General features: G+C 66.3%; 10 protein-coding genes. 8 read left to right on the forward strand and 2 right to left on the reverse strand.

Annotated features, from left to right (window positions below):
* The first annotated feature begins 37 nt into the window (after nucleotides 1–37).
* The 5 genes from DDF70_RS02910 to ispH are packed head-to-tail and all read left to right on the forward strand — an operon-like array spanning nucleotide 38 to nucleotide 5,790.
* Nucleotides 38–778, forward strand: coding sequence for a lysophospholipid acyltransferase family protein (locus DDF70_RS02910; RefSeq protein ID WP_114943623.1), 741 nt, complete (start codon nucleotides 38–40; stop codon nucleotides 776–778).
* Nucleotides 775–1,887: a glycosyltransferase family 2 protein gene (locus tag DDF70_RS02915; protein ID WP_114943373.1), complete on the forward strand. Its 1,113-nt coding sequence runs from the start codon at nucleotides 775–777 to the stop codon at nucleotides 1,885–1,887. The genes DDF70_RS02910 and DDF70_RS02915 overlap by 4 nt, the downstream gene beginning before the upstream one ends.
* Nucleotides 1,884–3,542 (forward strand): squalene/phytoene synthase family protein, encoded by a 1,659-nt coding sequence (locus tag DDF70_RS02920; RefSeq protein WP_162820198.1) that lies wholly within the window; start codon nucleotides 1,884–1,886, stop codon nucleotides 3,540–3,542. The genes DDF70_RS02915 and DDF70_RS02920 overlap by 4 nt, the downstream gene beginning before the upstream one ends.
* Nucleotides 3,539–4,825 carry a hydroxysqualene dehydroxylase gene (locus tag DDF70_RS02925; RefSeq protein WP_114943375.1) on the forward strand — a complete coding sequence of 429 codons (1,287 nt, stop codon included), beginning with the start codon at nucleotides 3,539–3,541 and terminating at the stop codon, nucleotides 4,823–4,825. Before DDF70_RS02920 ends, DDF70_RS02925 begins: the two co-directional genes overlap by 4 nt.
* A complete protein-coding gene (gene ispH, locus DDF70_RS02930; RefSeq protein ID WP_114943376.1) occupies nucleotides 4,822–5,790 on the forward strand; it encodes a 4-hydroxy-3-methylbut-2-enyl diphosphate reductase in 969 nt (322 codons plus the stop codon). Before DDF70_RS02925 ends, ispH begins: the two co-directional genes overlap by 4 nt.
* On the opposite strand, the gene DDF70_RS02935 is transcribed toward ispH, so the two are convergent.
* A complete protein-coding gene (locus tag DDF70_RS02935) occupies nucleotides 5,769–7,190 on the reverse strand; it encodes an MATE family efflux transporter (protein ID WP_114943624.1) in 1,422 nt (473 codons plus the stop codon). The genes ispH and DDF70_RS02935 overlap by 22 nt on opposite strands.
* Nucleotides 7,191–7,415: 225 nt before the next feature.
* Between DDF70_RS02935 and DDF70_RS02940 the strand changes: the two genes are divergently transcribed.
* Together DDF70_RS02940 and DDF70_RS02945 are read left to right on the forward strand one after the other, a co-directional pair.
* Complete coding sequence (locus tag DDF70_RS02940) at nucleotides 7,416–8,393, forward strand: amidoligase family protein (RefSeq protein WP_114943377.1); 978 nt, start codon at nucleotides 7,416–7,418, stop codon at nucleotides 8,391–8,393.
* On the forward strand, nucleotides 8,390–9,091 hold the full coding sequence (locus DDF70_RS02945; RefSeq protein ID WP_114943378.1) for a gamma-glutamyl-gamma-aminobutyrate hydrolase family protein: 702 nt from the start codon (nucleotides 8,390–8,392) through the stop codon (nucleotides 9,089–9,091). Before DDF70_RS02940 ends, DDF70_RS02945 begins: the two co-directional genes overlap by 4 nt.
* 1 nt (nucleotide 9,092) lies before the next feature.
* Here DDF70_RS02945 and DDF70_RS02950 read toward each other — a convergent pair whose 3' ends face one another.
* Nucleotides 9,093–10,610, reverse strand: a complete 1,518-nt coding sequence (locus tag DDF70_RS02950) for a response regulator (RefSeq protein ID WP_114943379.1) — start codon at nucleotides 10,608–10,610, stop codon at nucleotides 9,093–9,095.
* Between the two features lie 153 nt (nucleotides 10,611–10,763).
* Between DDF70_RS02950 and DDF70_RS02955 the strand changes: the two genes are divergently transcribed.
* The gene (locus tag DDF70_RS02955; RefSeq protein WP_114943380.1) at nucleotides 10,764–13,019 is read left to right on the forward strand and encodes a glycoside hydrolase family 3 N-terminal domain-containing protein; all 2,256 of its coding nucleotides are present in this window, start codon (nucleotides 10,764–10,766) and stop codon (nucleotides 13,017–13,019) included.
* The last annotated feature ends 32 nt before the right edge of the window (nucleotides 13,020–13,051 follow it).

Raw genomic sequence — 13,051 nt, forward strand, 5'->3', positions numbered from 1 at the left:
TCCCGTCGCGCGCCGCTCCACCATGCTCCATCGCTTCATGGTCTCGACCTTCCGGCGCTACTTCACGCGCCACATGAACGCCCTGCGGATCGCCCCATGGGGCATGCCGAATGTGCCGCAGCAGGGTCCGGTCATCGTCTATTCCAATCACCCGGCCTGGTGGGACGCGGCCGTCTACATCCTGGCAGCCGACCGCTTCTTTCCGGCCTATGAAAGCTATGCGCCCATCGATGCCGCAATGCTGAAGCAATACGGCATCTTCGGCCGCATCGGCGCCTTCGGCGTCGATCTCGACAGCCCACGCGGCGCGGCGGATTTTCTCAAGGCGGGAGCGGAGATTCTCTCAGGTGCCGACCGTGCCCTCTGGATCACCGCGCAGGGACGCTTCGGCGATGTGCGCGACAGGCCTCTCGGCCTCAAGCCCGGCGTGGCGCACCTCGTCGAGCGTGCCCCCGGCTGCACTGTCCTGCCGCTCGCCATCGAGTATAGTTTCTGGCTGGAACGCGGAGCGGAAGCCTTCATCGCCTTCGGCCAACCGATGCGCGGACAGGATCTCCTGAACCTCACGCGTCCTGACCGCCTGAAGCGGCTCGAAAGTGAGCTGACCACGACGCTCACTCACTTGAGCGCCGACGTGCAGAGCCGCGACCCGGCCCGCTTCCGGGCGGTGCTCGAAGGTCGCGCCGGGATCGGCGGGCTTTACGACGGATGGCGGCGGGTGGTGGCGGCCCTGCGTGGGCGCGCTTTCGATCCGTCGCACGAGGGGCGCCCCTCATGACGGCGCTTGCTCTCGTCCTGCTCGCATTGGCCGCCATCCCGTTCGTGCTTGCGCTCATGAACCTGGGTATTTTGCGCGCGACACCTCGCCATGCTCCACAAGGAGACGTCCTCGTCTCGATTCTCATTCCGGCCCGCAATGAAGCAAAGAACATCGGCCCCGCTCTCGATGCGGCTCTCGGCAGCATGGGCGTGGCGGTGGAAGTTCTGGTCGCGGACGACGGATCGACGGATGCGACGGCCGGCATCGTTCGCGCCTATGCGGCCCGCGATGCCCGCGTGCGCCTCCTCACCGCTCCGCCTCTGGATGAGGGCTGGACCGGCAAGGTCCATGCCTGCCACCATCTCTCCGAGGCCGCGCGGGGCACGCATTTCCTGTTCGTGGATGCGGATGTGCGTCTGGCCCCCCAGGCGGCGGCTTGGCTCGCGGGCCATGCGCAGGCCAGCGATGCCGATCTCGTCAGCGCCGTGCCGCGCCAGATCATGATCACGCTCGGCGAATTGCTGACGGTGCCGACGATCAACCTGCTGCTGCTCGGCTATCTTCCCATGGGCTTCATGCGCCTCTCCCGCGATCCGGGACTGGGGGCGGCCTGCGGCCAGCTCATGCTCGTCGAACGCGAAGCCTACCGGGCGAGCGGCGGACACGCGGCGATCCGCGCGTGCATCCACGACGGCATCCAGCTGGCACGGCTCTTCCGCCGCAAGGGCTATATGACGGATCTCGTGCCGGGCGAACGCCTCGCCACCTGCCGCATGTATACACGGTTCGACGAGGCCTGGACCGGTTTTGCCAAGAACGCTCACGAAGGCATGGCCACGCCCGTGGCACTGCCGATCTGGACCGTGCTTCTGCTCGGCGGCCACGTTCTGCCGTTCCTACTCCTGCCGTTTGCGTCGAGTGTCCTGCTTGCCTGCGCGGCTCTTCTTTCCCTCGGCGCACGAACGCTCGTGACCTTCGCGACGAGAGAGAACCCCTGGTCGATCCCTCTCCATCCCTTCACCATCCTGGTCGGTCTAGCGATCCAGTGGAGCGTGCTCCTGCGGATCGGGCAGGCGCGTCGCGCAGGGTGGAAAGGCAGGCTTTATCCTCTGGAGGAAAAGCCGTGAGCCTGGACCTCCCAAGAGCGACGAAGCGCTCGCATGACGAGAACTTCCCGGTCGCGTCCCTCGTGCTCTCGCGTGAGCACCGGGATGCCGTGCTCGCCTTCTACGCCTTCGCCCGCACGGCCGATGACATCGCCGACGCGCCCGATCTCGAGGCCGCCGAAAAACTGGCGCGCCTGGACGTGCTCGAACAGGCGCTCGTATCCGGCGATCCGGCCATCCCTCAGGCCGCCCGCCTTCATGCAATCGACAGGCAGCACAAGGCAGGACTGGTCCAAGCCCGCGAGCTGCTGCGCGCGTTCCGTCAGGATGTGGTCAAGGCCCGCTACAACGATTGGGCGGAACTGGTCGATTACTGCCGCTTTTCCGCCAACCCGGTTGGCCGCTTCCTGCTGATCCTTCATGGCGAGCGCAGTTCGGCCCACGGGCCGGCCGATGCCCTTTGCACGGCGCTGCAGATCCTCAACCACCTGCAGGATTGCGGCAAGGATCGTGAGCGGATGGGACGCATCTACATCCCGATCCGGTGGATGCTGGCGGCGGGCTCCGAGACGGCATTCTTCGATCCGTCGCGGACGACGCTCCGCCGCGACGTCTTCGACGCCATGCTCGACCGGGTCGACACGCTGATCGATCAGGCGCAGTGCCTGCCCGAGCGTCTGCGGAACCCGCGTCTGCGGGCGCAGAGCATCGCGACCATCGCTCTTGCCCGACGCCTGAGCCAACGCCTAAGACAAGCCGACCCCGTTCTGGAGCGCGTTCAGGTGACAAAGGCCGATGCATGCATCGCCTTTCTGCGCGGCCTTCGCGGAACAATTCAGAGGCCTTCTTCTCGTGACCGCCGCGTGACGGCGGCGGCGGTGCGGCGCTCGGGCTCGTCCTTCCGTCTCGGCATGCAGAGTCTCTCAGCCGAACGCCGCCGCGCCATTCACGCGGTCTATGCCTTCTGCCGCACGGTGGACGATATCGCCGACAGCGCAGCGCCTGCTTCCGAGAAGCGTGTCTTCCTGCGCGAGTGGCGGCGCGAGATCGACCGGCTGCACCGCGCACCGGAAACACCGATAGGGCGCGAGCTCGCCCGCGCCTCGACCCTCTTCAAGCTCCCTTTGGAGGAGTGCCATGCCCTGCTCGACGGCATGGAGACCGACAGCGCCGACCGGGTGCGGTTGGCCAACGACTATGAACTCGGCCTCTATGGCCGCCGTGTCGCGGGCTCCGTCGGCGCGCTCTCGATCCGCATATTCGGCGCTCCGTCCGCTCACGACTTCGCACTCAATCTCGGACGCACCCTGCAGCTCGTGAACATCCTGCGCGATGTGGACGAGGACGCTGCCCGCGAACGGGTCTACGTTCCCCTCTCGCGGCTTGCGCGGCTCGGATTGAGCGATGCTCCCGCGGCCATGCTCGTAGCCGATCCGCGCTTCGCGCGCGTCTGCGAAAACCTTGCCGAAGAGGCCAGTACCGGATTTGCGACAGCGGATGCCGCCCTCATGCGTCTCGATCGCCGGGCACTGAAACCGGCGATCCTGATGATGGAGAATTACCGCCGCGTGCTCGACCGGCTGCAGGCGCGCGGCTGGGGCCTGCGCCAGGGCAGGCTGCGCCTGAGCACCGCCGATCGGCTGCATCTCATCACCCGCGCCATGAGGCCCGCATGACGGCAAAGCGCACTCACATCGTCGGGGCTGGAATCGCGGGCTTGAGCGCCGCGCTCACCGTCACGGCCGATGGCGGCGAAGCCGTCGTCTACGAGGCCGCGCCGCAGCCGGGCGGACGCTGCCGGACCCTCCAGCCCGCCGACGGCTTCATTCATGACAACGGCACCCATGTGCTGTTCACGGCCAATGGACATGCGCTCGATCTCCTCAGGACCATCGGCGCCCGCGACTGCTGGTTCGAGCCGGAACCCAAAGGGCTTCCGCTCTATGACGGACGAACGGGAGAGATGCGGCGGGTGGGCCTCTCGCCCTGGTCGTGGCTTCTCCCCTCGCGCCGTCCGCAGGGCCTGACACTGCCCGATCTGGCGCGGATCCTGCGCCTTGTCTTCACGGCGAAGGATTGCCCGGTCGCGTCCATCATCGGGGATCGTCCGATCATGGACAGCCTGATCGAGCCTCTGACGGTGGCTGTGCTCAACACGCCGCCCGCGCAGGCCTCCTCGCAGCGTCTCGCATCCGCCCTGCGTCAGCTCATCCGGCCGGGTGCCGGGCGCCTCCTGGTGGCGCGAAACGGCTTGAGCGAAGACCTGATCGAGCCGGCCATCGCCACGCTCGCGGCGAGAGGTGCAGCCGTTCTCACGGGGCAGCGCCTGCGCACGCTGCTGACGAGCCGGCACCGCGTCATCGGATTGGCCTTGACGGATCGCACCGTGATGCTCGGCCCCGACGACCGCGTAATCCTCGCGCTGCCGCCCTACGAGGTGGAGCGGCTTCTTCCCACGCTCCCCGTGCCGACCTCCTTCGAACCCATCCTCAACGTTCATTACCGGATGAAGGGTTTGGCGGACCCGCGTTTCATCGGCTTCACCGGTGCGCTGGCGCAATGGGCGCTGGTCCGTCCCACTCACGTGAGCGTCACGGTCTCGGCGGCCGATGCGGTGGTGGATCACAATGCCGCCGACCTGGCGACGAGGATCTGGCGCGACATCGCGCCGGCGCTGCGCCGCGTCGGGCTCGATGCGGCGAGCGACCGTCAGCCCGAAAGCCGGGTGGTGAAGGAGAAGCGCGCGACCATCCGCCAGGCGGCGGAGGAACTCCCGCAGCCTCCCCTGCGGCCTCTCACGAACCTCGCTCTGGCGGGAGACTGGCTCGGCTCCCTTCCCGCCACCATCGAGAGCGCCGTCATGGCAGGCGAGCACGCCGCCTCCCTGTTGCGGCATGCCCGATGCACCCGCCCGACCGCTCCGCGCGACCGCCCCTTGAAGACGGAGGATGCGGCATGATCCAGGACCATCCCTCGCTGACCGTGCTGCTCGCGGCACCACGGAGTTTCTGTGCCGGTGTCGAGCGTGCCATCAGGGCCGTCGAGGACGCCCTTGAACGGACGGGCAGGCCCGTCTATGTGCGCCACGAGATCGTGCACAACGGCCGCGTTGTGGAGGAGTTGAAGCGCAAGGGTGCGATCTTCGTCGAAGATCTGGCCGAGATCCCCGACGGGGCCGTCGCCATCTTCAGCGCCCACGGCGTCTCCCGCGCGGTGGAGCGGGAAGCGGCGGGCCGAGGTCTTTCCGTGCTCGATGCCACCTGCCCGCTCGTGCGTCGCGTCCATCTTGAAGGACAGCGCCATGCGAAGGCCGGACGCGAGGTCATCGTCATCGGCCATCGCGGGCATGTGGAGATCGAAGGCACCACCGGACAGATCGACGGCACGGTCCATGTGATCGAGACCGTCGCGGAAGCGCTGACCGTTACGGTCCTCAATCCGGAGCGTATTGCCTACATCACCCAGACGACGCTCTCCGTCGACGATACGCGCGAGATCATCGCAGCCTTGAAGAAGCGCTTTCCCGCCATTCAGGGGCCGGACGTCAAGACAATCTGCTACGCCACGCAGAACCGTCAGATGGCCGTGCGCGTGATCGCCAGGCGCGCGGAGCGGATCATCGTTTGCGGCGCGCGCAATTCATCGAACACGAACCGCCTGTGCGAGGTTGCTGTCCATGAAGGGCGCCAGGCGCTGCTCATGCAGGATCCGAAGGACCTGACGCTCTCCTTCATCGACGGTGCCGCCGTGATCGGACTGACCGCGGGCGCGTCCGCTCCGGAAGACCTGGTGCAGGAGGCGCTGGCCCAGCTCGCGCAGTGGCGGCGGCTCACGGTCGAGGAGGTGCGCGTGACCCAGGAGGACGCGCAGTTCGCGCCCGTCGACCTGTCCCGTCTTATCGGTCAGCTGGCGAACGCCTCCTGAACGTCCCGCGGCGTCGCCGTGACCAGACCCAGCCGGTCGCGGCGCAACCAGCGCCACAGCATCAGGCAGGCCACCACGGCGAGCCCGCTGGCAAGCCCGATCCAGATGCCGACGCCCCGCAGCGACGTGCCGAAGGCCAGGGTTGCGCCGAGCGGCAGGCCCACGCCCCAATAGCCGAGCGCCGCGTACATCATCGGCACGCGGGTATCCTGCAGCCCGCGCAGCATTCCGGCGCCGACCGCCTGTGCGCCGTCCACCAGCTGGAAGATGGCGGCCACCACCAGGAAGGTGCGCGCCAGATCGATGACGAGCGCGTTCCTGGGATCGTTCACGTCAAGGAAGACCCCGAGCAGCAGGTGCGGGGCAAACAGCATGAGCGATGCCGTCACAATCATGAAGCCGGTGCCCAGCGCGAAGGACGTCCAGCCGGCACGGGTGACGCCTGCCGCGTCCTGCGCGCCGTAAGCCCGGCCCACGCGCACCGTCACGGCCTGTCCGATGCCGAGCGGGACGGAGAAGCAGAAGGACGCGATCTGCAGGGCAATCGCATGAGCCGCCAGCTCGCTCTCGCCGATCCGGCCCATCAGCATGGCGGCCGCATTGAAGATCGTCACCTCGAACATCAGCGTCAGGCCGATGGGCAGGCCGATCTGCCAGAGGGTGCGATAGCGCGGCCAGTCGGCCCGCCAGAAGCGCCCAAAGATATGATAGCGCTTGAGCCTGGGATGCAGGACGATCACCAGGGCGAGCGCCGCGAACATGAAGATGCTCGAGATCACCGTGCCGAGCCCTGCCCCGATCAAGCCAAAGGCCGGTAAGCCGAGGGCGCCGAACATCAGGACATAGGCCGCACCGAAATTGACCGGGATGGCGAGCAGGCCGATGAACAGGGCCCAGCCGGGACGTTCCAGGGCCGCCAGAAACGAACGCAGCACCAGGAAGAGCAGGAACGGCAGCAGGCTCCATTGCAGCGCCCGGATATACTGGCCGGCATGGTGGGCGAGCTCGGGCGCCTGACCGATGGCGAGCAGGATCGTCTCTCCGTTCCAGGCGACGATCCAGATCGGAACGGCGACCGTGACCGACGCCCAGAGCCCCTGGCGCACCGTGCGGCGCACCTCACGGACGGAATGGCGCTTGCGGCCCAGCTCCTCGGCGATCATGGGCGAGGTCGCATTGACGAGGCCGATCCCGAAGATCAGGAAGGCGAAGTAGAGGTTGGTGCCGAGCGCACCCGCTGCCAGCACCTCCGATCCCATCCAGCCCATCAGAATGACGTCGGACGTGATCAGGGCGTTCTGGGCAATGGTTGCAAGAACCAGAGGCCAGCCGAGGGCTAAAGTTGCGCGCAGCTCCGTCACCCAGGCAGCGCGCTGGAAGGTCGATTCTCTCAAGATCATGATGGCGCGCTTGTAGCCAACCCGAAGCCGGAAAGCCACACCTGCGGAGATGCGGGGAAGTGCTCACAGCGCATCGTGCGGGCCCGGAAGGCCACGTCCGTGAAGAGTGGACCCGGTTTTCCGCAATGACGATGCGCTCTTCAAGGAATGGTGCAAGGAACCTGAGCGGAAGCGCGCCCGTTCATCCCATTGCTCACGTTTCCGTGTTGTCTTTCGGAGTTCTCGATGGCGCAGCCGGCGCTTTCAACCGAGATCGATTTTTCGCTGCCTCCTGCCCTCCTCAACGAGGAGGGGCAGATGCGCACGGTCGGGATCGAGATCGAGTTCGTGGGCCCGTCCGCCGAAAGGACCGTGCAGGCCCTGCAGGAAGCACTCGGCGGCCGGCTCATCGAAATGGATCCGCATGCCTTCGCCCTGAAGGAATCGGCCATCGGCGACCTCGCGGTGGAGCTCGACAGCCGGATCCTGCACCCGGGCAAGCAGGCGGGAACGCAGAAGGGCGTCCTGCCCAAGATCGCCGCGCTGTTCGGCTTCGCGGCCCGTTATCTCGTTCCCTGCGAACTGGTCACCGCACCGATTCCGGTCGACCGGCTGCAGGAACTCAACCGAATCCTGACGATCCTGCGCGGAGTCGGCGCCAAGGGCACGCAGGACGGGCCGTTCTATGCCTTTGGGCTGCACTTCAACCCGGAGATTCCACGCCGCGATGCAGCCACGCTCACGGCCTTCATGAAGAGCTTCGCCCTGCTCAATCCGTGGCTCCGGCGCGAGGCCTCGCCGGACGCGACCCGCAACCTTCTGGGCTTTGCCGATCCGTTTCCGGCCGAGTATGTCCGCAGGATCGCCGGTTCCGATTACTGGCCGGACATTCCCGCCTTCATCGACGATTATCTCAAGCACAATGCGACCCGGAACCGGGATCTCGATCTCCTTCCTCTCCTGCATCATTTCGATGCCGCGCGGGTGCGCGCCGTCCTGCCGAACGAGAAGATCAACGGTCGCCCGACCTTCCATTACCGCCTGCCCGATGCCCGGGTGAGCGACCCCGGCTGGAGCATCGCGCCGGACTGGAACCGCTGGGTCTGCGTCGAGCGACTGGCGGGGGACCGGGAAAAACTGGATGCGGTCGGCGCCGCCTATCTGTCGTTCGAAGGGGAGGACAAGAGCTGGGCCAACGTGGTGGAGCAGATCGTACGGTCATGACGAGCCCCCTGATCGGCGTCACCACGTCAAGGCATGGCGGGTGGCGCAGCTACCTCATGCATCGGCTGGCGCTTTACCGCGCGGGCGCCCGCTCCGTCCGCCTGATGCCCGGCCAACCGTTGCCGGCGGAGCCGCTGCAGGGGCTGGTGATCGGCGGTGGCGACGACATCGGCGCGGAGATCTACGGCGGGCAGGTCCTGCCGGACGTGCGCATCGATCCCGAACGCGACAAGCTGGAGCTCAGTCTTCTCAAGGCGGCGCTCCCGGCGGGACTTCCGATCCTCGGCATCTGCCGCGGATCGCAGATGATCAACGTGGCGCTCGGAGGCACCCTGCACACGGACATCTATGAGGTTTATGTCCAGGCGCCGAAGATGCGCACCGTGCTGCCGCGCAAGACCGTGACCATCGAGCACGGCTCTCGGCTGGACCGGATCCTGAACTGCAATCCCTGTCAGGTGAACGCGCTGCACCACCAGTCGGTCGACCGTCTCGGGCAGGGGTTGAAGATCGCCGCCCGCGACGAGAGCGGCATCGTGCAGGCCATCGAGAGCGAAAGCGCCCCGTTCCTGCTCGGCGTTCAATGGCATCCGGAGCTTCTGGTCTGGAAGAAGCCGCACCAGCGATTGTTCGCGGCTTTGACCGAAGCGGCGCGCGAAGCGTCAGCTCCACTCTCCGCAACGGCGCTTGCCGAATGATTCAGCGCGCCCGCCTCGAGGTGCGCGGGAACAGCGGAATGACCTTGTTGTCGCTGTGCACATTCAGGTGCCGCTGGATCGCCACATGCAGGTCCCGGCTGACGATGGGCTTCTGGAGCAGCGGAAATTCGCTGTCCCCGCCTGCGACGTCGGGATTGCCGGTGATCAGCAGCACGGGTAGGCTCGGATAGATCTGCCGCACTTCACGTGCCAGCATGACGCCGTTCATCGTTCCGGGCATGGCCACATCGGCGAGCACGAGGGCGGGCCTGCGCACGCTCAAGGATTTCACGGCCTGCGCCGCATCGGTGGCGATGCTGGTGACGTAGCCGAATTCCTCCAGTGTCGATTGCAGCGCGAGCGCGACCTCGAGTTCGTCGTCCACGACGAGAATCTCCGTGTGGCCCTGCACGCTCTCATCCGTTGCGTCGTCCTCGCTCAAGGAACCCGACGGCAGCAGGGTCGCCGCATCGGTCCGCGGGATATAGAGAATGATGGAGGTTTCCCCCCCGTCCCGCCGCACTTCCGATGCGCCACCGAGATCCTGCAGGAAGTGCAGGCTCTGGCGCAGGGCCAGCCAGGAGGACAGGTCGAGATCCCGCACGGAAAAGGATTGCTCCAGATCGGTCTCCGAAGAATGGCGCACCTCTTCGGGGCCGGCGCTGCGGATCGCGAGCTGCACGAAGTCGCCCTCGCGTGTCAGATCCGGCAACGAGCCCTTTTCGACCTGCACGTTCCGGGCTTCGAGCGTGATGGTGCCTCCCTGGGGCAGGGCATCCCGGACATGGGCGCTCAAGGTCACGATGGCGGTCTGGATGTCGTCCGGGTTGGCTTCGATGGACCAGAGATCATCCGCAAGGGAGACCCGCAGCTCGACCGTGTCGCGCAGCAGGGAATGGCTCATGAGATCGGCCACCGAACTCACCTGCTCGGCAATGTTCACATATTGCACCTTGGCCTCGCCCTGTCGGGCGAAGGCGGTCGATTGGGCGATGAGCTTGGCGGCCTGGTCGGAGGCCACGAGAGCGGAGAGCAGCTTGCGCTGCAGGATCGGCTGATCCTTCAACTGGCGGGCCGCCGCATCGATATTGGCGCTGATCACCATGAGCCGATTGTTGAGATCGTGAGCGATGCCGTCCCGCAACCGGTCGACGGCCTGCGCCTTCTGCATGCGGCGCAGCGCGTCGTCTTCGTCGGCAGCGGGCGTCTCCTCGAAGACGGAGAATTCTGCGAAGGACATGCTGGTCTCGGCGGGCGGCTCGAAGGGAGCGGCCGTCACGTCCTCGAATACGGTGAACTCGTCGGACGCACCGTCATCTCCGTGGCGGAGGGCCTGCTTGATCTGCCGTCCGATCAGCAGAGGCGCCCCGGCAGCGAGCAGCAGGAAAAGCCCCGCGGCTGCGGCGACGAGGGCCGAACTCCTGACATAGGCCGCAGCCGCCAGCGCGAAGCCCGACATGATCAGGGCACCGGACAGGCTCAGCAGAGACAGCTTCAACGAGACTGGCAGCAGATGCATAAGGCTTCTCTAAAATATGATTTGACCTCTAAAATATGATTTGACCTGACGGCCCCCAGACGCCACTTGCAGACCTATCTTATGTAACACGAGCAGGCGGCAAGCGGGGGTGACCTCGCGATTAAGTGTTATTGTTCCATAAAGGAGTTAATTGTGCGGCTTTCTGATGTCCCTGGCTTGACGCAACTGGCGCTTGCATTGACCCTCACGGTCTCGTTTCTCCCAACGGCAGGCGCCCAGGAATCCCAAGAGCAGGCCATCGAGCGCCGCGTGAACGAGCTTCTCGGGCAGATGACCCTGGAAGAGAAGGTCGGCCAGCTGAATCTTGTCTCCCATGGCCCGCCGCTGCGCTGGGAGGACATCTCCGAAGGGAAGGCGGGGGCCGTCCTGAACTTCAACAGCGCCCAGGATGTGGCGCGTGCTCAGGCGCTGGTCCGGCAAAGCCGCCTCAAGATCCCGCTGCTTTTCGGGCTCGACGTCCTGCACGGATTCCGCACCCAGTTTCCGTTACCGCTTGGTGAGGCGGCCGCCTTCAGCCCTCGCATCTCCCGCTTCGCCTCCGAATGGGCCGCCAGGGAAGCGTCCTATGTCGGCGTGAACTGGACCTTCGCGCCCATGGCCGACCTGTCGCGCGACAGCCGCTGGGGCCGCATCGTCGAAGGCTTCGGCGAGGATCCGACGCTCGGCGCCGCCCTCACGGCGGCCCGCGTGGAAGGCTTCCGCAAGGGCGGTCTCGCTGCGGCCGCCAAGCATTTCGCCGGTTACGGCGCTCCGCAGGGCGGGCGCGACTACGACACCACCTATATCCCGCGCACGGAGATGTACGACACTTATCTGCCGCCGTTCCGCGCGGCAGTGGAAGCGGGCACGGCGAGCTTCATGGCCGCCTTCAACGCCCTGAACGGTGAGCCCTCGACGGCCAATCCGTGGCTGCTGACGGACGTGCTGCGCACCCAATGGGGTTTCGACGGCTTCGTGACCTCCGATTGGGTCGGCATCGGCGAACTCATCAACCACGGTATCGCGGCCGATGGAGCGGAGGCCGCCCGCAAGGCAATCCTCGCCGGCGTCGACATGGACATGATGGGGCAGCTCTACATCAAGCATCTTCCCGACGAGGTGCGCGCCGGCCGTGTGCCGGAGAGCGTGATCGACGAATCCGTGCGGCGCGTGCTGCGCACCAAGTTCCGGCTGGGCCTGTTCGATCATCCCGATATCGATCCCTCTCGCCTGGATTCGGAATTCCCATCGCGGGAATCCCGGCAGGCCGCCCGCGAGGTTGCCCGCGAAACCTTCGTGCTGCTGCAGAACCGCGACGATGTGCTGCCGATCCCGCCGAAGGTCCGTTCCATCGCGGTCGTCGGACCGCTCGCCGATGCGCCTCAGGACCAGATGGGCCCTCACGCGGCGCGAGGCCACAAGGAGGACAGCGTCACGATCCTCGAAGGCATCCGCCGTCGCGCGCAGAGCGCGGGGATCGATGTGCGGCATGCTCCGGCCTGCGACCTGTTCTGCCGCACCACGGACGATCTGCCCGCAGCGCTCGACGCCGCCAGGCAGTCGGATTTCGTGATCGCCGTTTTCGGCGAGCCGCAGGAACTGTCGGGCGAGGCGGCCTCCCGGGCTCATCTGGAGCTCAACGGAAAGCAGATCGAGGTGCTGGAGGAGCTCGCCAAGACCGGCAAGCCCGTCGCCCTCGTCATCATGGGCGGACGTCCGCAGGTGCTGGGCCCGGTGGCGGAACGCATCCCGTCGATCCTGATGGTCTGGTATCCGGGGACGGAAGCGGGCCCCGCCGTGGCCGACGTGCTGTTCGGCAATGTGAGCCCGAGCGGCAAGCTGCCGCTCACATGGCCGCGTGCCACGGGGCAGCTTCCATTCTATTACAACCGCCTCCCCAGCAGCCGTCCTACCCTGCCGAACAATCGTTTCACCCTGAATTACATCGACGAGCCGATCACGCCGCTCTATCCCTTCGGCTGGGGCCTCAGCTACACGCACTTCGCCTATTCCGATGCGCAGATTGCGAACGAGCAGCTCGACGAAGGCCAGGTTCTGGAGGTCTCCGTCAACGTGAAGAACACGGGCGCGCGGGACGGCCAGGAGGTCGTGCAGCTCTATACCCGCGATCCAGTGGCAAGCCGCAGCAGGCCCCTGCGCGAGCTGAAGGCCTTCGAGAAGATCGCCCTCAAGCCCGGCGAAACGAAGCAGGTGACCCTGCGCGTGCCTGTCGAGTCACTCGGCTTCCACCTCGATGACGGCACCTATCTCGTCGAGTCAGGCACCATCCAGGTCTTCGTCGGCGGCTCTTCGCTTGCGGATTCCGTGGGCGAGGCCGAGATCCTCAAGACCTTCCGCATTCCGCCCATGGAGCGGCGTGCCTCGGCCTCGACCGGCATTGCGCAGTAATGGACGAAAGACCATCCATCCATTGACAGCTC

The organism is Microvirga calopogonii, assembly GCF_003347665.1.
In the GTDB taxonomy this organism is placed as follows: domain Bacteria; phylum Pseudomonadota; class Alphaproteobacteria; order Rhizobiales; family Beijerinckiaceae; genus Microvirga; species Microvirga calopogonii.

Bases quoted from the DNA above. Each gene is read 5' to 3' on its own strand.
- DDF70_RS02910 (WP_114943623.1), top strand. From the start codon at position 38: ATGGTCTCGACCTTCCGGCGCTACTTCACGCGCCACATGAACGCCCTG.
- DDF70_RS02915 (WP_114943373.1), top strand. From the start codon at position 775: ATGACGGCGCTTGCTCTCGTCCTGCTCGCATTGGCCGCCATCCCGTTC.
- DDF70_RS02925 (WP_114943375.1), top strand. From the start codon at position 3,539: ATGACGGCAAAGCGCACTCACATCGTCGGGGCTGGAATCGCGGGCTTG.
- ispH (WP_114943376.1), top strand. From the start codon at position 4,822: ATGATCCAGGACCATCCCTCGCTGACCGTGCTGCTCGCGGCACCACGG.
- DDF70_RS02935 (WP_114943624.1), bottom strand. From the start codon at position 7,190: ATGATCTTGAGAGAATCGACCTTCCAGCGCGCTGCCTGGGTGACGGAG.
- DDF70_RS02940 (WP_114943377.1), top strand. From the start codon at position 7,416: ATGGCGCAGCCGGCGCTTTCAACCGAGATCGATTTTTCGCTGCCTCCT.
- DDF70_RS02945 (WP_114943378.1), top strand. From the start codon at position 8,390: ATGACGAGCCCCCTGATCGGCGTCACCACGTCAAGGCATGGCGGGTGG.
- DDF70_RS02950 (WP_114943379.1), bottom strand. From the start codon at position 10,610: ATGCATCTGCTGCCAGTCTCGTTGAAGCTGTCTCTGCTGAGCCTGTCC.